The sequence below is a fragment of the Desulfocastanea catecholica genome, assembly GCF_054657295.1.
Genome location: NZ_BAAHYZ010000008.1, coordinates 133748 through 153865, shown reverse-complemented (window position 1 = coordinate 153865; position 20118 = coordinate 133748). Strand labels below are relative to the sequence as shown.

The window sequence follows — 20118 nt, the reverse complement described above, 5'->3', positions numbered from 1 at the left end:
TGTGGTACAGGGAGCAAAGAGCATGAGCGATTCAGCAAAAATAGGCAAGCGGATCAAGACATATCGAGAAAAACTGCAGATGAGTGTCGACGATCTTGCAGAAAGAACCAGCCTGCCGGCAAGCCTTATTGAAGAGATTGAAGGCGGTAATTTATCTCCTGCCCTGGGGGTCATGGTCAAGCTTGCCCGGGCCCTGGGCCAGCGGGTCGGCACCTTTATGGACGACCAGATTGTCAAGGATCCGATTATCACCAGATCCGCGGCGCGCGAGGAGGGGGTTGCCGGTCATAAAGGCAAAACGCAGGGGCATTATCGTTATCACGCCCTGGGCGCCGGCAAGGCTGATCGTCACATGGAACCGTTCTTTATTCAGATCACCCCGACAGAAGATCGAGCCACCTCCTCCCATGAAGGGGAGGAGTTTGTCGTGGTCGTCGCCGGCGAGGTGGAGCTGGTATACGGTAAGGAGACCTATGTCTTAAAAGAAGGCGACACGATGTATTACAATTCCCTCGTGCCGCACTGTCTCAGTGCCGTTGGTGGGGATGCAAAAATATATGCGGTAATATTTACCCTTTAGCAGGTGATGACTATGCCAAGAGATGAAATTGTCAGGGAGATCACGCTTGGTCAGATCCTTGCGGAAACTGTAGCGAAATATCCTCATGAGACAGCGGTTGCCTACGCGGAAAGAGAATACCGGCAGACCTGGCAGGAGTTTTCCGATACGGTTGATACCATGGCCAAGGGCTTGATGGCCATGGGCATCCAAAAGGGCGAAAAAGTGGCGGTGTGGGCGACGAATGTGCCGCACTGGGTTGCCCTGCAATTTGCCACGGCCCGCATCGGGGCGATACTGCTGACGATTAACACCAACTATCGCTCGGCGGAAATTGATTATGTCTTGAAGCAGTCAGACTGTGAAAACATATTTATTATCAATGGCCTGCGTGATGCGAATTATCTGGAGATACTCTATGGCCTGATCCCCGAGCTGAAGACCCACCCGCGAGGTGACCTGCATGCAAGTGGTTATCCCTGCCTGAAAAGAGTCTTCTTTCTTGGGCCGGAGAAACACCGGGGACTCTATTCCATGTCCGAGGTTATGTCGCTGGCGGTAGCCACCGATGATGCCGAGTACCGGCAGCGGCAGGACTCTCTTTCTCCCCATGATGTCATAAACATGCAATACACTTCAGGGACGACAGGTTTTCCAAAAGGTGTCATGCTGACGCATATCAACATCGGCAACAACGGCTACTGGCTTGGTGCGGGACAGAATTTCAGCCATCTTGACCGCATCTGCATCCCTGTCCCGCTCTTTCACTGTTTTGGCTGTGTGCTGGGTGTCATGGCCTGCGTCAATCACGGGGCAACCATGGTCTTTGTCGAGACTTTTGACCCGGTTGATGTGATGATGTCGATCGAGATGGAAAAATGCACCGGGGTCTATGGCGTGCCGACGATGTTCATGGCCATGCTCGACCATAAACTTTTCAAAAAGTTCGATTTTTCCTCGCTGCGCACCGGAATCATGGCCGGATCTCCCTGTCCGGTTAAAACCATGAACGACTGCATCGAGAAGATGCACATGACCGAGGTGACCATCGTCTTCGGTTTGACCGAGGCGTCGCCGGGCATGACCCAGACCATGTACAATGAACCGTCCATCCAGAAAAAGTGTGAGACGGTGGGCAAGGCCATGCCCGGCATCGAGGTGAAGATCGTCGATCCCAAGACCGGCGCCCTTCTGCCGCCGGGGCAGCCTGGCGAAGTAATGTGTCGGGGCTACAATATCATGAAGGGCTATTATAAAATGGAGAAGGCCACCGCCGAGGCAATAGACAAAGATGGTTTCCTGCATTCTGGAGACATTGGCGTGATGGATGAGGATGGCTATTTTGCCATTACCGGACGCATCAAGGATATGATTATCCGTGGCGGAGAGAATATTTATCCAAAGGAAATCGAGGACTTTCTCCATCATATGGATGGAGTCAAGGATGTCCAGGTGGTTGGGGTGCCCAGCAAGAAATATGGCGAACAGCCCGGCGCCTTTGTCATTCCATACCCGGATGCGGATATTTCTCCCCAGGATATTATTGATTTCTGCCAGGGCAAGATAGCCTGGTTCAAGACACCGAAGTTTGTTCACTTCTTAAACGAATTTCCGCTTACCGCCAGTGGGAAGGTGATGAAAATCAAACTGAGGGAACAATCGGCTGAGCTTTGGCCGAACGCTTAACTCGAGCGTATCCGCAGCACCCCTGCCTGCTTTTCGCACCTGGTGCACTTTGAGTCAAGGAGAAAATCAGGCAGGCTGATGGCAAAAACCATCGACAATGCCGTGGCATTTGCATGCGCTGCCGACCAACAGCGGCGTGCCTGGCATCGATCTGGCCCGGGCGAGCAGCTGCCATAAATCTTCCGGGAAAAAACCGCCGACCCCGGCAGCAAACTGACGGCTTCTGACGATGAGCGGCGTGAAGCTGCCGCAATCCATTGTTTCGAGCAGATGGAACAGAGGCGTCGGACGCGGTCGCCGGGTGGAGGAACAAAGTTCATCCGGTTCGGCACAGTTCGGGGGACAGATGAAATCGGCATGGGACATGACGATTTGACCAGGGCTGAGGCGCATGGGATGTGGAAAGCGCAGCAGCAGGTCCTCCGGTATGTCCACCGCCCGGACGTCGGCTCCTTCCTCCGCCAGTTTTTTTTTCAGCCACTCTGCCGCCAGATGCCTGGGGATTGCCGGAATAATCTTGGCGACACGGGTTTGGGGGACAAAATGTTCGACCAGCCATGCAACGCCATCGGCGCGGACACATTCCACATCGGCCGGCAGATCGCTCAGCGGTTGCCGGTCTATCACCACAAGATTCACTCCAGGGGCAGCTTTTCTCAGGAGGTCAACGGCGCGTTGACCAAACTGACCCCCGCCCAGCACCCAGACAGTTTCATCCGATGATGCATCGCTTTGTTGTTTGCCGGCCATCTTTATACTTCTCCCTGTTACATGTACGGCTCGAAAGATTTCCTGTCTTTTCGTTTCTTCGGTAAATGGATACAAATTATACACTCCCTGCTGCTTTTTTAAAAATGTTTAATAAAATCGAAAAACTTACCCCCGTTTGAGTACGTTGCGGAGTTGGGCCAGCGATTTTGTATTTGCCACATCGTCTGCTTCCAGCCAGCCGCGACGGGCCTGGCCGATGCCATAGCGGCGATAGCGTAAATGGTCAACCTGATGGGCGTCCGTCGAGATGACGATTTTAACGCCTTTCTCTTTGGCCATTTTGCATTGAATCGCCGACAAATCCAGCCGATCCGGATGTGCATTCAATTCCATCAGGCAGCCCTGTTCCCTGGCTGCGTCAAGGATCTTTTCCAGGTCGATTTCATAGGGGTCCCGTTCATTGATGAGCCTGCCCGTCGGATGGGCGAGGATATTAAAGTAGGGGTTATCCATCGCTCGGATGATCCGCTCGGTCTGTCTGGCCTTCGAAAGCTTGAATTTATAATGTATCGAGCAGACCCGCACGTCGAGTTGTTTCAATACCTCATCCGGGAGATCCAGCGATCCGTCTTCAAGGATATCCACTTCACAGCCTTTTAATATGGTGAACTCGGTGAATCTTTCATTGAGTCGGTCGATTTCCTCGATTTGCCTGCGGAGGTCCTCGGCGGTCAGCCCCCCGGCAACGGTGACATGCTGGGAGTGATCAGTGACGGCCATATAACGATACCCCATTTCCCGTGCCGCCTGGGCCATTGTTTCAATAGTATTGCGGCCGTCGCTGTAGGTGCTGTGGACGTGTAAATCGCCCTGGAGGTCGGCATCGGTGATCAGTTTCGGCAATCGATCGTATTGGGCCGCCGCAAGCTCGCCTCGGTCCTCCCGCAATTCCGGCTCAATATACCGCAGATTCAAGGCGTCATACACCTCGGCTTCGGTTTTTCCGGCCACGCGACGGTCCCCTTTAAACAGGCCGTATTCGTTCAGCTTCAGGTTTTGCTGTATGCCGATCTTGCGCAGGGCAATATTATGCTGCTTGGAACCGGTAAAATAAATCAGGGCGGCCCCATAGCTGACCTGTGGGACCACGCGCACATCGACTTGAAAATTTGAACGTAGCAGTACGGTAGACCGGGTCGTTCCCTTTGACACCACTTTTTCAACATCTTCATACCGGGTCAAGTGATCGATGAGATTTGCGCCCTTCTTGCAGGTAACCAGGATGTCGAGATCCTTGACTGTTTCCCTGCGGCGGCGGAAACTGCCGGCAAGATCAACCTGTTTGACGCCGTCGGCTTTTTTAAGGTAGGCAAGAAGCGGCCCGGCGATTTCCTCGGCCACGCTGAGCTTTTTCCGGATGGCGGTGGCTTTTCCTAAACGGGTTACTTCCTCCCGCAGGTTCTGCTCGGTTTTTTCACCAAACCCTGCAAGCTGGCGAATGGTGCCGGCATCGAGGGCTTTTTTTAAATCCGCCAGACCGGTGATATGCAATTCCTTGTAGAGCCGCTTGATGCGTTTGGCGCCAAGGCCGGACACATCCATCAGCTCACCCAGCCCTGGAGGAAGCTCATGGCGCAGTTCATCGAGCAATGCACACCGGCCGGTGTCGACGATGTGCTTGATTTTGCAGGCTAAATCTTTACCGATGCCAGAATATTGCGTCAGGTCGTCGCCCTCGGTGATTAATTCGGCAATGCTTCGTGATAGACTCTGGATGGTGCGCGCGGCGTTTCGATAGGCCCGCACCCGAAACGGATTATCGCCTTTGATCTCCAGCAAGTCGGCGACCTGGCTGAGCATCACGGCAATGTCATTGTTATGAATCGGCATCGTCTCTTTGCCATCCTGTATCTGCCGCAAAAATGCCCTTTCACAGCTTCTTGCGGATCTCCTGATATTCCTTGAATAACCTGTCGGTGTCTTCTCTGCGGCACAGCTGTGTCGCCTCGGTGATCAAGGCCGCCGTTCCTGCGGCCATGCCGTAGAGCAGGGCGTCCGTCAGTTCCTCTCCACGCTGCAGAGCCAGAACCATGGCGCCGACAAAGCTGTCGCCGGCACCTATGGAGCTGATCTCGTTGACCTCGAGACCGGGGATACGAACCTGCTCCTTTGTAGAGGTGAGCAGAGCGCCATCCTTACCGAGAGTGAGTACCAGGACTTCACACTTGCCTCGGGCAACCATGTCGCGGCACATCCTTTCCTGGTCCTTTTCCTCGGCAAGAGAGCAGTTGCAGATATATTCCAGTTCCCGCAGATTTGGTTTAATCAGATAGATTTCCTGCTCCAGAGCGTTTTTCAGAGCATCTCCGGAGGTGTCGAGAATGACCCTGGTAGGGCTGTCTTGAAAAAGACCGGCAACTCTGCCGTAAAAATCCTCGGGTGCTCCAGGTGGCAGGCTGCCCGAGGCAACGACATAGTCCGCCGCCTTGCCCTGTTCTCCCATTATCTGCAAACATTGAAGCCATTCTTCTTCACTCATCTCCGGGCCAGGGAGGGAAAATCGATATTGCTGCCCGCTTTTTTTCTCGCGGATAGCGAAGTTCTGTCTGTTGGCGCCGGTTATGGATACCGGTATACTTTTGACGTCTTCTTCGCTCAGCATCGCGTCTATGCTTCTGCCGGTGCTGCCTCCTGCCGGAAATACGGCGGTAGACGTGCCGCCGAGCAGGGTGATTGCCCGGCTGACGTTTATGCCGCCGCCCCCGGGATCAATCATGACATTGCGGCAGCGCATTTTTTTAGTGGGTTCGAGGGTATCAACTTCGGCGCTTATATCGAGACTGGGATTGATGGTAAGGGTGACGATTGGATTGTTATCATTCATATTGATTTACTCCATCAATGGACTGTGAAATTGTGCGTGAAGCCTTGTTCCTGGCATGCTCACGATATTGGTCAAACGGCGCAAGAAGTCCAATACCGGCGGACTCGTCCTATTGCTCAGGAAAAAAACACAGCTGCAGACACTTCTCTTTCTGGGAAGAGTAGCCGTCATCGCTATCCCCCAATGCCACATTTTGCTTTTTATCTTACTTCGAGCCATCCTTTGTTCTATCAAAATACAGCAAAATATGTGCCAGCTGGGCTGTCTGGCAAAATGCTCATGATCCCCTGTGACCCACTGTCATGATATTGCGGTTGTGGTTCTGTGAAATTTGCCTCCACGACAGGCTCGACTGTCGAGAAATAATGGTTAAAGAATACGTTATACCTTTTTTGTACTTTGTTCATCCGTCAGGAAACCTTACACTGTAATGCCCGGAAGGACAGAGTCTTAACGGAGAAGAACATATGCAAAACGTCAATGTACCTATTACGCGGAGTGCAATGCCTCAACGGGAAACAGAGCAATGAATCATTTCCGACATATTCTTTCAACCGGTCTGAGCCGCTGCTATAACGAAGATGGTGACCCGATAGACTGCCGGGACACCGGTCAGGATGGTGAATTTCTGCCGGGCATGGGCTGGCCGGAGGAACGGTTTGAGAAACTGGGCGACCACCTCATTCGGGACCTGGCAACCCAGCTTATCTGGACGAAAAACAGCTGTCCATCCGAATACCCTTTGAGCTGGATGGAGGGGCTGGAGTTTGTCGAGCAGATGAATCGAGATGCGAAATACGGCAGAAGTGACTGGCGTATGCCGAATCGCCGCGAATTACGAAGCCTTATTGATCACAGCACCAAAAAGCCGGCCCTGACCAGGGGACATCCCTTTCAAAACGTATTTCTAGGCTGGTTCTGGACCTCTACCACCGCTGCTATCGCGCCGTCCTACGCCTGGTATGTCCACCTTGAGGGTGGTCGAATGTTTTACGGGAATAAGGACGGTTACTACTGGATATGGCCGGTTTGCGGTCGGTCGGAGGTCCTAGCCGCTACCGGAGCAAGGCTGTGTTACGACGAGCAGGGTGCGGTAATAGCCTGCAGCCGGAGCAGGCAGGATGGATCTCTGCTGATGGGCACCCCCTGGCCCAGGCCCCGTTACATGCCATGCAGGTTAGGGGTGTTGGACAGGCTGACCGGTCTTACCTGGCAGACTCAGGCCGGATTAGGCGGCGAAACGGCCACCTGGAGCGAGGCGCTGGCAACCGTTTGTTCCTATGCAAAAAAAACCAGTCTGCCCTGGCGGATGCCGACCATCAATGAGCTGGAGAGCCTGGTCGATGCATCCGCCCATAGTCCGGCGCTCTCTCCTGGGCATCCCTTTACTGCTTTGCAGCAGGCCTATTGGTCTTCGACCACCAGTGCATTTGAAACCGACTGGGCATATGTTCTGTACCTGCATAAAGGCGCCGTTGGGGTGGGGTATAAGAAAAACCGTGATTTTGCTCTCTGGCCGGTTATGTCGATACCGGTAACTGAAGGAAACTAAAATGCCACCGGCAAGCTGAAATATTTCTCCACTTCTTCTGGTTGGACTGGAAAATCTCCCTGGGTGCACTATACTATTAACAAATTTATTCAGCTGAATAAACTCAAACAAAGGAGGAAATACAATGTCTTTAAAAAAAATGGACGATGGCTGGAGCCCCTATCTCGCCGGCGCGCTTCTCGGACTATTAGCTATTATTTCGGTCTATGCCAGCACAGCGCTTCTCGGCAAGAGCAACTACTTAGGGGCTTCGACTACCTTTGTCCGTGCCGCCGGTGTTGTTGAGAGGAGCGTTGCCGCGGACCATGTCACGGCAAATGAATATTTCGTGAAAACCAAGGTAAAGGTAGATTGGCAATTCATGCTGGTCGCAGGCATTTTTTTGGGAGCATTGATTTCTTCAATAACCGATAAAAGTTTTAAAATAGAACATGTACCCTCGATATGGCAGCAGCGCTTTGGCCCGTCCATCGGTAAAAGGGCGGCCGGAGCGTTTTTCGGTGGAATTGTTGCCATGGTGGGAGCCCGCTTAGCGAGCGGTTGCCCCAGTGGTCATGGTCTGAGCGGGATGATGCAGCTCTCAGTCAGTTCTTTTGTGGCCCTGGTGATGTTTTTTGCAGTGGGTGTTGTGGTTGCGACATTTGTCTATCGAGGGAGGTCACTATGAACACAGAGCAATGGTTGGGATTGATTACCGGTATTCTGTTCGGTTTTTTACTGCAAAAAGGTCGAGTGCTTCGTTTTGATAAGCAAGTTGGCGCCATGCTGCTGCAGGATATGACCATTTTAAAATTCATGCTGTCGGCAATTCTCGTCGGCATGGTGGGCATTCTTTTCCTGGCGGACCAGGGGGTCACTACCCTGAGCCATAAGCCGATGAATGTCGGGGCTATTCTGATCGGCGGTGCGCTTTTTGGTGCGGGATGGGCGGTAATGGGGTTTTGTCCCGGCACCTCTGTTGGCGCCTTGGGTGAAGGACGCTGGCATGCCGCCTTTGCCATCATCGGTATGCTTGCCGGCGCGGCGCTCTATGCAGAGCTCTATCCCTTCTTCACAACAACGGTATTGGCCTGGAAAGATTTCGGAAAAATAGGCTTGCCGGAGGTATTCACGGTGTCGCCATGGGTCATTGTTGCGGTGTTCTGGGCCACCACGCTGGCAGCGTTCGTCTGGTTTGAGAAAAAGGGGCTCTAAGCCCGCAGGACTCAGACGGGAAAATCGGCTTACAGTAGTCCTCTGCATTGGACAAATATCGGGTTAATGTTGGCAAAGTTGATGCAGATAAAGTAAAATCATCAGCCGTGACAACATTATTGGTGCGGCACGCATTTTTTACGCACCCCCGATAAATGGGGCATACAGCAGCGTGCCTCATAACGCCTCCCAAAGGAGAGAGACAATGCCAGGTAAAGATATGAAAATTGGAGAAAGGATCAGGGGTCTGAGAAAAGCAAAAGGACTGTCGATAGCCGATGTCGCCGAACAATCCGGCATATCCGAATCGACCATTTCCGGCATTGAACGGCATATGGTCTCTCCGCCTCTCGGCAATATTATCAGTCTGGCAAAGGTTTTCGGCATCTCGGTGAGCGATTTTTTTGGAGAGAGCGGCGACTCTCCCTACTGCATCGTCAGAAGCGGCGACAGAAAAACTGTCTCCCGTTTCAACTCAACCGACGGCACGTCCGGTGGATACAGCTATGAGTCCCTGGGCCAGCAGAAAAAAAACAGGCACATGGAGCCTTTCCTCGTGACGCTTAAACCGATGACGTCACAACAGGTTGAGCCAAATCAGCATATTGGTGAGGAAATTCTTTTTATTCTGGAAGGCCAGGTCGAAATCCGCCTGCTCGATAAAACAGAAATCCTCAATCCGGGGGATTCTATTTACTACGACTCAACCATGCCCCATGTGGTCCTGTGCCATGGCGATGCGCCGGCAACAATGCTGGCAGTGATTTATGCCAAAGAAGAGATGATCATCTTGTAGATACTAGTGTCGATGGTCTTATCGTTCAAAGAGCGACTGTTCGCACCGCGCCTGAAAATATTGGGGGGCCTTCTTGTGGAAGAAGGCCCCCTGAAATCTTTTACGGGGTATTTTTATGGTAGCGGCTCGATCCAGTTGAAGGCGTCTTCCGCTCTACCGTATTGGATGTCCGTAAGATGGTGGAACAGTTTGGCGGAAAGTTGCCCTACCTGGCCATTGTTAATGGTGATTTCCCTGCCGTTATATTTAATGTTTCCGACAGGGGAGATGACCGCCGCGGTTCCCGAACCGAAAACCTCCTTCAGTTCCCCCGAGGCATGCGCTGCGTAGATTTCATCGATGCTGATCTTTCTTTCAGCAACTTTAACCCCCCAGGAGGTGGCCAGCTTTATCACCGAGTCCCGTGTCACACCGGCAAGGATGCTTCTGTTTAACGCCGGGGTAATCAGTTCGTCACCAATAACAAAAAAGATATTCATGGAGCCGACTTCTTCAACATACTTCAGCTCGACTCCGTCAAGCCACATGACCTGGGTATATCCTTCTTTATGCGCAAGTTCCGTCGCATAGAGACTCGCCGCATAATTTCCGGCGGTTTTTGCCTCGCCGACGCCGCCTCGCACCGCGCGGACATACTCCGTCGTTACCCAGATTTTCACCGGATTAAATCCTTCGGGATAATATGCGCCGACCGGAGACAAAATGATAAATAATCTGTAGGTATTCGAGGTACGAAGACCGATATAGGGATCGGTGGCGATGATGGTCGGCCGAATATACAGCGAGGTTCCTGTCGCGGCCGGGACCCAGCTTTTTTCAATTTTTAAAAGCTCTTTAAGTGCTTTCAGAATAAAGGCCTCGTCCAGTTCCGGTATACAAAGCATATGTCCAGATTTGTTGAGACGCTTTATATTATCCTTTGGCCGGAAAAGCTGCACGTCGCCGCTATCGGTGCGGTAGGCCTTCAAGCCTTCAAAAATTGCCTGCCCATAATGCAGCACCATTGTTGCAGGATCCATGGCAATCGGGCCATAAGGTTCAATACGGGCATTATGCCACCCTGCTTCGGGGCTGTAATCCATATTAAACATGTAATCTGTAAAGATTGTTCCAAAGCCGAGGCTCGATTCCTCGGGATGCTCCTTCAGCATTTCCGCTTTTGTAAATGTGATGTCCACGTTGACCTCTGATAGATAAAATTATATGGAAGTTTTCCTTGAAATAATCCGGATTTTGCTCGAATAGCTTAATATTGTCAGACGGAGTATACTCCTTGTTGCCATATTTAATCAATGATGGCGTGGTAAAAATGAAAAAAGTATGACAAAGGATAGACTATGGCGCGTACCTTTTTAGAAGGCAATGAAGCGGTCGCCCGAGCGGCGATGGCGGCGGGATGCGAATTTTTTGCCGGATATCCCATAACCCCGGCAACATCGATCTATCATCAGATGTTACAGCTCCTGCCGCCTTCCGGGGGCGTCTGTCTGCAGGGCGAAGACGAGATTGCCTCGATCGGCTTCTGTCTCGGGGCATCCATGGGCGGAAAGAAGGCCATGACCGCCACCTCGGGGCCCGGCATCAGTCTATATAGCGAACAGATCTCCTTTGCCATCGGCGGGGAGATTCCCCTGGTTATCGTCGATGTCCAGCGGCTGGGGCCATCGACCGGTTCGGCGACGAAAGGTGCCGACGGTGATATTCAGTTCCTGCGCTGGGGCAACAGCGGCGGTCTGCCGGTGATCGTGCTCGCTCCGGTCGATGTGCCGGACTGTTACCTGCTGACCATGCATGGCTTCAATCTGGCGGAGCAGTTGCGCTGCCCGGTCTTTATTGCCTCCAATAAAGAAATCGGCATGACCCGTGAGAGTGTTGATCTGGATGCACTGAAGACCCCGGCGATAGTGCAGCGTGTCACCTGTCCCGCCGACCACTCCGGGCATCCTTTTGCCCCGCTCGCAGGTGAGCTGGTGCCACCCTTTTTGCCCATGGGGGGCCGCCGGCTGTCGCGGCAGACCTCATCGACCCACGGACCGGAAGGCTATATAACCACCGATCCGGCAATTATCGAGACCGGTATTACACGGCTGCAGGCAAAGCTGCACCGCTCTGTTGATGATTTCACCTTCTTTGACCTCGACGGTCGGACAGACGATCCGATCCTGCTCATTGTTTACGGGGTGACTGCCCGGGCCGGCAAAACCGCCGTCGAGGCACTCAGGACCAGGGGCCGGAACATATCTCTGTTGATCCTGAAGACCCTTTACCCGGTCCCGCAAAACCTTCTGCATCGTGCCATGGCCGGGAGAAAAGAGATCGTCGTCATTGAGATGAACCTTGGCCAGTACGTCAGGGAGATCGAAAGGTTGGCCGGCTCCGTGCCGGTTCGTTTTTATGGACAGATGAACGGGGAGCTGATTGCACCGGAGACGATCATCAAGGAGGTCAGCGCATGACAACCTATTTAAACACCGGACGGCCGCCGCTATTTTGCCCGGGCTGTTCCCATGAAAAGGTCGTGCATGAACTTGACCGGGCGCTGCAGACGCTCGAGCTGCGTGGAGACAATGTGGCCATTGTCAGTGATATCGGCTGTGCCGGCCTGTTTGACACCTTTTTCAACACCCATGCCCTGCATGGCCTCCATGGCCGCGCCTTGACCTATGCCGCCGGGCTGAAGATGGCCCGGCCCGAGCTGACGGTTGTCGTGATCATGGGTGACGGCGGACTTGGCATCGGCGGTGCCCATGTCCTCAGCAGCTGCCGACGGAATATGGATTTCACCCTGCTGATATTGAACAATTTCAACTACGGCATGACCGGGGGGCAGTGTTCGGCGACGACCCCGGTTACTGCGCACACCACCTCGAATTTTCTCAATCAGCTGGAAAAACCACTGGATATCTGCCGCGTCGCCGATGCCGCGGGAGCAGCCTATGTGGATCGAAGGATGGCCGGCGACAAGGATTTAGCCGAGCAGATAGCCGCGGCTATACGCTACCCCGGATTTTCCCTGATGGATATCTGGGGTCTTTGCCCCGGCCGCTATTTGAAACGCAACCGGGTCACCCTGACACAACTGGCCGCAGAGCTGGACAGGATGACTGCGGCCAGGGGTGTCATTGCCGCCAATGAGCGGGAGGAGTATAGTGTTCACTATCGACGACTGGCCGCGGCAAGTCAGGCCCCAGGCGAAATGCCGCGCATTGCCGCCGTCTGTGCTGCGCCGATGGTGGCAGAGCGGAGCGAGGTGCTGCTCCTTGGCGCGGCCGGGCAGTATATCAACACCGCCGGCGAGATTCTCTGTCTTGCCGGGATGAGCGGCGGCCTGCACGTCACCCAGAAAAATGATTATCCGATCACCGTGCTGCGCGGTCATTCCGTATCCGAGGTGGTGTTCGCTCGGAAACCGGTCGGTTACACCGGCATCAGCAAGCCAGCGGTCATTTTGTGCCTGGCCCCGGAAGGTGTTGCCAGGAAAAAAGCGCTCTTTGCCTCTCTCACCGAACAGACCCTGGTTATCAAGGGCAGCGAGATGGCTCTGCCGGCAACCGGCGCGAAGGTAATTGATATTGATTTTACAGCGTTAAACATCAAGGGCTCCCAGCGGGCTCTGGCCGCCCTTGCCGTCTTGACCGAGGCGGGAGCCCTGCTCAGTACAGAGATGCTGCTGGCCGGTATCTCGCATCGTTATCACGGGAAAATGCTGCAGGAGGCCCTGGCCGTCCTGACCAGGTTTGCCTGACCGCAGGTTCTTCTTTCGAGTCGGCAGGTTCAAGGCTCGGCATAACAGGCGTGCTACGCATGCCGGCATGCATTTCTTCCTGTGCTGCTCTGCAATCAGACGATCCAGCGTCTTCTGATATTATGCAGGCTGACCATAAACAAGGCAATACAGAAGGCGCCGAGAACGATCAGATCGACGGCAAAAGGCATGCTATGCTGACCGTGGATGGATCCGTGCAGCACATCGACCCCATAGGTCAGGGGCAGTACATAGGAGAGAGGTTTGAGTAATATCGGCAGTTTTTCGATGGGAAAGAACAGGCCGCAGAGAAAGATCATCGGAAAGCGAAAAAAATTGGAGAAAGTCTGGGCTTCAAAGACCTCGCTGACCGCCACGGCAATGAACAGGCCAAGAAATGCCGATGCCACGGCAATCAGGACAACGGCGGAAAAAAATGCGCCCCATGCCAGCTGCGAGAGATCGACGAGAAAAGCGGCCATGACCACCGGAACAAAGGCGTTCGCTATGCCGAACAGGATGGCGCCGCTGGTTTTTGCCAGCATGAGGATCTCAAAGGGCAGGGGAGCAAGCAGCAGTCGTTCGAAGGACCGGTTTTTCTTTTCAAAGGTCACTGTCACCGCCAGCATCGAGGTGGTGCCAAAGAGAATGGACACGGCGACGACGCCCGGCAGCACGGTGATAATATTTTCCAGGCCGCTGCCGGATTTGATAAAAAACATACTTGTCCAGGCCAGCGGAAAAATGATGCCCCAGCTGATATTCGGCGGTTTGAGATAATAGGTGCGCATGTCCTTTTGCAGGATGCTCCAGAAGGCGATCCACAGTTTCATTGGTTTCCTCCCTTTTTTTCTTTTTCCTTGCGCATGGCATCCACCTCAACACCGGTGATGGCGACGAAGACATCTTCCAGGCTCGGTCTGATTTTTTTTGCCTCGGACACTTCACAGCCCTGATCCTCGAGAAAGCGCACCAGCGGACCAACACGGATCGGCTCGTCGGCCTCGACGCGAAGGAAGTCCTGCTGTGGGTTGATGAATTTCTGGCTGGGGAAGGCGTCGGCAATTTTCTCCAGGATATTATTACATTCGCCGGCAAAAGCAATCTGCATGACATGCTTGTCGCGGATCGGCTGGACCAGGTTGGCGACGGTGTCGATGCGGGCAATGCGCCCGGACAGGATGAAGGCAATGCGATCACAGAGGCGCTCCGCCTCTTCTATGTAGTGCGTGGTCAGGAAAATGGTCGTGCCGCCCCGGTGCAGTTCATCGATAAGTTGGCGCAGTTGCCGGGCGCTGCTGACGTCGATACCTGTTGTCGGTTCGTCGAGAAAGAGGATCTTCGGCTTGTGGATGATGCCGGCGGCAATGGTCAGCTTGCGCTTCATGCCCTTTGAATAACCGGCAAACTTTCGCCCGGCCGCCCTGGTCAAATCAAAGAGCTCCAGCAGTTCCCGCGCCCGGGCCTGCCGCTCAGTCTTGCCCATGCCATACAGGGCGGCACAGAAACACAGGTTGTCAAAACCGCTCAGTTCCGGATACAGATTGCTTTCGTCCGGTACCACGCCGATCAGATGCTGTGCGGTACGCGGGTTTCTCACGCAGTCGATGCCGTCGATATGGATGGTCCCGGCATCCGGTCGAGCCAGACCGGTGAGGATGTTGATAGTCGTCGTCTTGCCGGCGCCGTTAGGGCCAAGAAAGCCGAACAGTTCGCCGGGATAAACGTCGAAACTGACCTCGGCGACCGCCTGCACCTCCCCAAACCGTTTGGCCAGCCCTCGCACTTCGATCGCCGCATGGTTCTCACTGATCATATCCGCGTCTCCTGTTACCCGGTTGGGCAAAAAGGTTTTCGCTCAGCTCGGTGACTGCCTGAGCCGTTTCGGCCTCTTAAGGGCTGACAAAGAACTGATGGAGCATTTTCATGGTTAAGAGGAACAGAAGACAACTCAACATGATACGAATGCTTCTTCCTTGCAGACGGGTACTCATAATCCGTGCACCGGCCTGGCCGCCGATAAATGAGGCAACCGCGGCCGGCAGGATGAAGGCCCAGTTGATTCTTTCCATGGAGGCGTAGCCGAGAAAGCCGGTCAGGGAGGAAAAACAGACAATGAAGGTTGACGACGCAGCGGCAATTTTTGTTGGTGTTTTCAAGACATAGATCAACAGAGGCACAACAAAAACACCGCCGCCGATACCGAGCAGCCCGCCGAGAAGTCCGATGCAGGCGCCAATAGCCATGCCGCCAACGATTTTTTGTGCTGTTTTGATGTCGGCATTGTCGACGGCAACCGGTGGCGGCAGCAGCATGCGCAGACCGGCCAGGGCCAGGACACCGGCCATGATAAGCAGAAAGGGTTTGATATCAAGACGGACATTCAAAGAGGAGCCGATGGGTGCGGCAAGACTCGATGCGATAATCAACGGAACAGCCAGGGAAAAATCGACCATCTTTTTGCGTGAATAGGCATAAGATGCGGAAGCGGCGGCAATCAGGTTGAGAAAGAGCGAGGCTGATGCCGCCTCGGCCTTGGCCATGCCGAGAATAACAAAGAGAGGGGAAAAAATCAGGCCTCCGCCCAGGCCGACCATCGTCAGCAACAGCGAGATCAGGAAAATGGCCCCGGCAAGTAAAAAGGTGATGTGCATGGGAACAAGCTGTAATGAAGGTTTGTTTTATAGTGTAACCGAGCATCGTTATGCTGTGTTACACTGAGTCGAATAACATAAATCATGCGCTTCGGCAACAACTCGCACAGACATCGCCTCTTTCTTTTAGGACTGCCGTAAATTATAATACTGCTGTCCGTCTGAAGATGAGCACTGCCGGTCAGAGCCTCGCCGACAGGCGCGGATAAAGAAAAGTCCACGGAGGAACCATCATGACCATTCGTCGAATTGCCAAGATTTTCAAGAGCCAGCCGACCATCGAAGGGGCTGGGGTGCATCTCAAACGTGCTTTCGGGTATTCCCAGTTACCCCAGTTCGACCCGTTTTTAATGCTCGACGATTTCCATAGCAGCAATCCGGAGCATTACCTGCCGGGGTTCCCCTGGCATCCGCATCGCGGCATCGAGACCGTCACCTATATCCTCGAGGGGAAGGTGGAGCATGGCGACAGCATGGGCAATAAAGGCATAATCGGTGCTGGCGACGTGCAGTGGATGACCGCCGGCAGCGGTATCATCCATCAGGAGATGCCCAAGGAGAGCCCCACCGGGACCATGTGGGGGTTTCAGTTCTGGGCCAACCTGCCGGCCAGTCATAAGATGATTGCCCCGCGGTACCAGGAGGTCAAGGCCACCGACATTCCAAAGCTTACCCTGGACAGCGGGGTAATCATCAAGGTGATTGCCGGGCAGGTCGGCGGCGTCGAGGGCCCGGCGCAGAATATTATCATCGAGCCGGAGATGCTCGACATCACCGTGCCGCAGGAGACGGTATTTACCCATGCCCTGCCCGCCGGGCATACTGCTTTTGCCTATGTACTGGACGGTGCCGGATATTTTGATGACCGTCGTGACGCCTATGCCTATGAGGTGGTGGGCCATGGCTGGACCGACCTGGAGCGCCGATGTATCTGTGAACCTGAAAGGCTGGTGCTGTTTGAGCATGCCGGAGAGAGTGTGCAGGTAACCACCACCGACAAGCCGCTTCGTTTTCTGCTCGTTTCCGGAAAACCGATGAAAGAGCCGATAGCCTGGTACGGTCCGATCGTCATGAACAGCCAGGAAGAGTTGAAGGTCGCCTTCGAGGAGTATCACAACGGCACCTTCATAAAATAGGCGTCAATCTATCAGTTTCAGAACGCAGGGATAGTCTGCCTGGATGCAGATGTGCAGGCGGACGGCAGGCTGGACTGGTTCATCAAGTGGACGCTCAATCCGCATATTTCCTGATTTCCAGGTTAAATCTTGATCTTCATTTTTCTGATAAAAAGATCAGTGGCGATGCCGATGGCAAAGGCCCAGCCCATGTTCGGGACAACCAGGGCGATACCGGCGATGAGCAGGGCAATGAAATATTCCTCATTGGTCTTCAGATTTCTCAGCAGCGGGCAGAGTTCCAGTCCGGCAAAGACCAGAAGAACCCCGAGAACCGACTTGGGAATCGCCGCCAGCAGCGAAAATCCAAGTTCGCCGAACAGCAGGGCCATGACCACAAAAAAGATGCCGATCATGATTGGCGCACCACCGGTTCTGGCCCCGAATCGGTAATGCGCCGCCAGGCCGCCTGTGCCATGGCACATCGGCACAGCCCCGAGCAGGCCGGCGGGCAGGTTCATTATCCCCATGGAAAAGGCGAATTTGCCGGCCTTGGCCTTGGCCAGCTGCGGATTGCCGGTAAAGAGGCTGCTGCAGGTATCGGCGGTTCCAACGCAGGCGTTGCCGATGGTCAGAGGGATCTGCGGCAGGATTAACATGATCAGGGCCGTCCAGTAATCAGCCATGGTCGGTTTGACGAAATGCATCTCCGTCGGCCCGAAGGAAAGCGTTTGTCCGGCAAAACCACCCAGCCCAATGCCGCAAACGATGCCAACAGCGAGAGCGGCCAGAGCCGCCGGATATCGCTTGTTGTCCAGCAGGAGCAGCACCAGGCAGAAGACGGCAATGCCGATGAGCAGGTTAACCGGAGAGCCGGCGAATCTTCCCGGCAGCCCGGACATAAAAATATCCTTATCGATAATGAGTTCGATACCCTTTTTGAGGAAAATCAGTCCCAGGGTAAATTGAATGCCCCGGACAACGGCCGGAGAAAAAAGTCTGGCGATGCGGTCAATCATGCCGGACAGCGACAGTACCAGCAGGAAGGCTCCGAAAATGATGCCTGACGCCCCGATGACCGATTCGGTGATGACAGCGGGATAGGCAATGGCGATAGCGCCGACCGCCTTCAACGGCTGCACGGGGATCGGTAAACGGTAATAGTATCCGGAAACCAGGTAAAAGAGGCCGAAGGTTAAGAAGACCGAGGAGGGACTCAATTTGTTGATAAAAATCATGGCGACAACTATCGGCAGCAAGGTGCCCAGATCGCCAAAAGCACCACCCATCTCCACCCGGTCAAAGCGCAGGAGCCGGGAGGCGGCAGGGGAGGGTGTCTCGTCGTTATGCCCTGTATCCATTAGAGTGACTGCCTTTTTTCTTCTTTTTACCATAAATGAAGGACGGAGAGAGTGATATCGAGATGGTGTATGACATATTACGGTTTTTCCAGCTCGACATTAAACGTAATATCGAGCTCTTTGCCTTCTTCATCGATAAAAGAATTGCCAAAAAGGTTGTGCTCGTCGATTTGTTTAATGAAATCGTTTGTTTCTTGATATGCAAAGACAAGGTCGGTAATGATTTGCAAACTATCACTATCTATTTTTTCGGTTTTAAATCCTAAAACCCCACCCTCCTGCCTGACCAGATAGGCCGCAATGCTGATTTTTTTCCCATCCGTGAAAGTTATAATGATGTCGTAGGTGTCTTCGGTGAGGGGCACATCAGGGCTGGTTATGGCGACCCCTCCGTGGCTGATATCAATTGTCTGCGCCCGGATGGATGTGTCTTTGCAGGACAGCAACAGGGCTTCACCCTGGATTGGCACTCGTACATGGATTCTTTTGTAACTCATATGATCAATGATGGTTAGTTTTTGGCAGCTTTTTGTTTAATAATTAAGTACTGATTGATCGGAAAACGCTATCACAAAATTATCAGAAAAGAAATATTTATCATGAGGATGAGTTGTGAAATTATGGCAGATATTCCAGTTTACATGGTTGTCAATCTGATCGTCACTGATGCAGATGCATACCGAAAATACGAGAAAGGATTTTTTCCAATCCTGAAAAAACACCAGGGCGAGTTTGTCACCTACGACGATCAGCCGATCCACCTTGAAGGGCATTCGCCACGTGAAGGCCGTATTATCATTTTCAAATTCCCATCAGAACAGGCGGCCAAGGATTGGTATGCAGATGCCGACTATCAGGCGATATCAGAATTTAGAAGGGCGGGAACCTCCATGGTCTCTCTGACGTTGGTGCATGGGTTGCCACCGAGGAAATAAAAACCAAGGATGTCGTTGTTAACCGACCCGAAAAAGGCGATCCTTTAACCGGCTGTTTGACCAGGCTGCAGGGAACAAAGTAACCGACAAGGCTCTCAGGAAAAAAGATCCCGGCGGATATGGCTGCGCGCGGGAAACCTCGTGCGTATTTCCCGTATGCTGTCAAGGTCGAGCTCGGCGGTTATGGTCGATGCTCCGTCCGGTGCCTGGCTGACGACCAGCCCCCAGGGGTTGACAACCATGCTTCTGCCGAAGGTCAGATTATCTGGAGGAGACGGTCCCCATTGTCCGGCGGCGGCGACCCAGCACAGATTTTCCACGGCCCGGGCCCGCAGCAGCAGTTCCCAGTGGTCCCGGCCGGTCTGCAGGGTAAAGGCCGCCGGCAGCAGGAGGACATCGGCGCCCATTTCCGCCAGACGCCGGAAGAGTTCGGGGAATCTCAGGTCATAACAGGTGGCCATGCCGAAGGTGAAATCGCCGATGGAGAAAGTAACCAGCTCACTGCCGGGGGAGATGGCATCTGATTCGCGGTAGCTTTTGCCGCCGGGGATTTCCACATCAAAGAGATGGATTTTGCGGTACCTGGCAATGCGCTCGCCGGTAGCATCGAAGACGACCCCGGTGTTATAAAACCGGCTGCCGTCCTGTTCCATAAAGCTGCCGATATGAACATGGACTTTCAATCTGGCGGCCAGATTGCGCATCCGGTCGAGGCTTGGCGACTGGTCGAGAGGTTCGGCATTGTCCCGCCGGAGCGCTTCCAGGCCCATAAAATTGAAATTTTCCGGCAGCATAATCAATGTTGCCCCCTTTGCCGCCAGTTGCTCTATGGAGCTTTCGGCGGCGGCCAGGTTGTCCTGTTTGTTGTCGCGGGAGTTCATTTGCGACAAACCGATGGTTATTGTCATAGCTGCCATTGTATTCAC

At 53.7% G+C, this 20118-nt stretch carries 20 protein-coding genes; 10 read left to right on the top strand and 10 right to left on the bottom strand.

The genetic code is table 11. The annotated features are described in order from the left end of the window. Positions 1–22 precede the first annotated feature (22 nt). The gene (locus ACYQ8U_RS09675) at positions 23–580 is read left to right on the top strand and encodes a helix-turn-helix domain-containing protein (RefSeq protein WP_459945334.1); all 558 of its coding nucleotides are present in this window, start codon (positions 23–25) and stop codon (positions 578–580) included. A 12-nt stretch (positions 581–592) separates the two neighbouring features. Beyond that, positions 593–2245, top strand: coding sequence for an AMP-binding protein (locus ACYQ8U_RS09670; RefSeq protein WP_459945333.1), 1653 nt, complete (start codon positions 593–595; stop codon positions 2243–2245). A 66-nt stretch (positions 2246–2311) separates the two neighbouring features. On the opposite strand, the gene ACYQ8U_RS09665 is transcribed toward ACYQ8U_RS09670, so the two are convergent. The 3 genes from ACYQ8U_RS09665 to ACYQ8U_RS09655 form a co-directional block, all read right to left on the bottom strand. After that, positions 2312–2995, bottom strand: coding sequence for a potassium transporter (locus ACYQ8U_RS09665; RefSeq protein ID WP_459945332.1), 684 nt, complete (start codon positions 2993–2995; stop codon positions 2312–2314). Between the two features lie 126 nt (positions 2996–3121). Then, complete coding sequence (polX, locus tag ACYQ8U_RS09660; RefSeq protein WP_459945331.1) at positions 3122–4846, bottom strand: DNA polymerase/3'-5' exonuclease PolX; 1725 nt, start codon at positions 4844–4846, stop codon at positions 3122–3124. A gap of 40 nt (positions 4847–4886) precedes the next feature. Then, the gene (locus ACYQ8U_RS09655; RefSeq protein ID WP_459945330.1) at positions 4887–5840 is read right to left on the bottom strand and encodes a 1-phosphofructokinase family hexose kinase; all 954 of its coding nucleotides are present in this window, start codon (positions 5838–5840) and stop codon (positions 4887–4889) included. A gap of 526 nt (positions 5841–6366) precedes the next feature. Here ACYQ8U_RS09655 and ACYQ8U_RS09650 point away from each other — a divergent pair. From ACYQ8U_RS09650 to ACYQ8U_RS09635, 4 genes are all read left to right on the top strand, one after another. Continuing rightward, complete coding sequence (locus ACYQ8U_RS09650) at positions 6367–7392, top strand: Lcl C-terminal domain-containing protein (protein WP_459945329.1); 1026 nt, start codon at positions 6367–6369, stop codon at positions 7390–7392. 124 nt (positions 7393–7516) lie between these two features. Continuing rightward, positions 7517–8059, top strand: coding sequence for a YeeE/YedE thiosulfate transporter family protein (locus ACYQ8U_RS09645; RefSeq protein WP_459945328.1), 543 nt, complete (start codon positions 7517–7519; stop codon positions 8057–8059). After that, on the top strand, positions 8056–8586 hold the full coding sequence (locus tag ACYQ8U_RS09640) for a DUF6691 family protein (RefSeq protein ID WP_459945327.1): 531 nt from the start codon (positions 8056–8058) through the stop codon (positions 8584–8586). The genes ACYQ8U_RS09645 and ACYQ8U_RS09640 overlap by 4 nt, the downstream gene beginning before the upstream one ends. Before the next feature lie 205 nt (positions 8587–8791). Beyond that, positions 8792–9382, top strand: coding sequence for a helix-turn-helix domain-containing protein (locus ACYQ8U_RS09635; RefSeq protein WP_459945326.1), 591 nt, complete (start codon positions 8792–8794; stop codon positions 9380–9382). 113 nt (positions 9383–9495) lie between these two features. Here the strand turns inward: ACYQ8U_RS09635 and ACYQ8U_RS09630 are convergent, their stop codons facing one another. Next, the gene (locus tag ACYQ8U_RS09630) at positions 9496–10560 is read right to left on the bottom strand and encodes a branched-chain amino acid aminotransferase (RefSeq protein ID WP_459945325.1); all 1065 of its coding nucleotides are present in this window, start codon (positions 10558–10560) and stop codon (positions 9496–9498) included. Between the two features lie 159 nt (positions 10561–10719). Between ACYQ8U_RS09630 and ACYQ8U_RS09625 the strand changes: the two genes are divergently transcribed. Further along, positions 10720–11838: a transketolase C-terminal domain-containing protein gene (locus ACYQ8U_RS09625; protein WP_459945324.1), complete on the top strand. Its 1119-nt coding sequence runs from the start codon at positions 10720–10722 to the stop codon at positions 11836–11838. Next, positions 11835–13127, top strand: a complete 1293-nt coding sequence (locus tag ACYQ8U_RS09620) for a thiamine pyrophosphate-dependent enzyme (protein ID WP_459945323.1) — start codon at positions 11835–11837, stop codon at positions 13125–13127. Before ACYQ8U_RS09625 ends, ACYQ8U_RS09620 begins: the two co-directional genes overlap by 4 nt. Positions 13128–13222: 95 nt before the next feature. On the opposite strand, the gene ACYQ8U_RS09615 is transcribed toward ACYQ8U_RS09620, so the two are convergent. From ACYQ8U_RS09615 to ACYQ8U_RS09605, 3 genes are all read right to left on the bottom strand, one after another. Then, positions 13223–13960, bottom strand: coding sequence for an ABC transporter permease (locus ACYQ8U_RS09615; protein ID WP_459945322.1), 738 nt, complete (start codon positions 13958–13960; stop codon positions 13223–13225). Beyond that, complete coding sequence (locus ACYQ8U_RS09610; protein ID WP_459945321.1) at positions 13957–14943, bottom strand: ABC transporter ATP-binding protein; 987 nt, start codon at positions 14941–14943, stop codon at positions 13957–13959. The genes ACYQ8U_RS09615 and ACYQ8U_RS09610 overlap by 4 nt, the downstream gene beginning before the upstream one ends. 76 nt (positions 14944–15019) lie before the next feature. Then, the gene (locus ACYQ8U_RS09605; RefSeq protein WP_459945320.1) at positions 15020–15781 is read right to left on the bottom strand and encodes a sulfite exporter TauE/SafE family protein; all 762 of its coding nucleotides are present in this window, start codon (positions 15779–15781) and stop codon (positions 15020–15022) included. Between the two features lie 233 nt (positions 15782–16014). On the opposite strand from ACYQ8U_RS09605, the gene ACYQ8U_RS09600 reads away from it, so the two are divergent. Then, positions 16015–16917, top strand: a complete 903-nt coding sequence (locus tag ACYQ8U_RS09600) for a pirin family protein (protein ID WP_459945319.1) — start codon at positions 16015–16017, stop codon at positions 16915–16917. A 122-nt stretch (positions 16918–17039) separates the two neighbouring features. Here ACYQ8U_RS09600 and ACYQ8U_RS09595 read toward each other — a convergent pair whose 3' ends face one another. Together ACYQ8U_RS09595 and ACYQ8U_RS09590 are read right to left on the bottom strand one after the other, a co-directional pair. Further along, positions 17040–18257 (bottom strand): putative sulfate/molybdate transporter, encoded by a 1218-nt coding sequence (locus tag ACYQ8U_RS09595; RefSeq protein WP_459945318.1) that lies wholly within the window; start codon positions 18255–18257, stop codon positions 17040–17042. A 77-nt stretch (positions 18258–18334) separates the two neighbouring features. After that, positions 18335–18754 (bottom strand): PilZ domain-containing protein, encoded by a 420-nt coding sequence (locus ACYQ8U_RS09590; RefSeq protein ID WP_459945317.1) that lies wholly within the window; start codon positions 18752–18754, stop codon positions 18335–18337. A gap of 123 nt (positions 18755–18877) precedes the next feature. Between ACYQ8U_RS09590 and ACYQ8U_RS09585 the strand changes: the two genes are divergently transcribed. Further along, positions 18878–19192, top strand: a complete 315-nt coding sequence (locus ACYQ8U_RS09585) for a DUF1330 domain-containing protein (RefSeq protein ID WP_459945316.1) — start codon at positions 18878–18880, stop codon at positions 19190–19192. A gap of 95 nt (positions 19193–19287) precedes the next feature. Here the strand turns inward: ACYQ8U_RS09585 and ACYQ8U_RS09580 are convergent, their stop codons facing one another. Further along, positions 19288–20109: a carbon-nitrogen hydrolase family protein gene (locus ACYQ8U_RS09580; protein ID WP_459945315.1), complete on the bottom strand. Its 822-nt coding sequence runs from the start codon at positions 20107–20109 to the stop codon at positions 19288–19290. Positions 20110–20118: the final 9 nt, after the last annotated feature.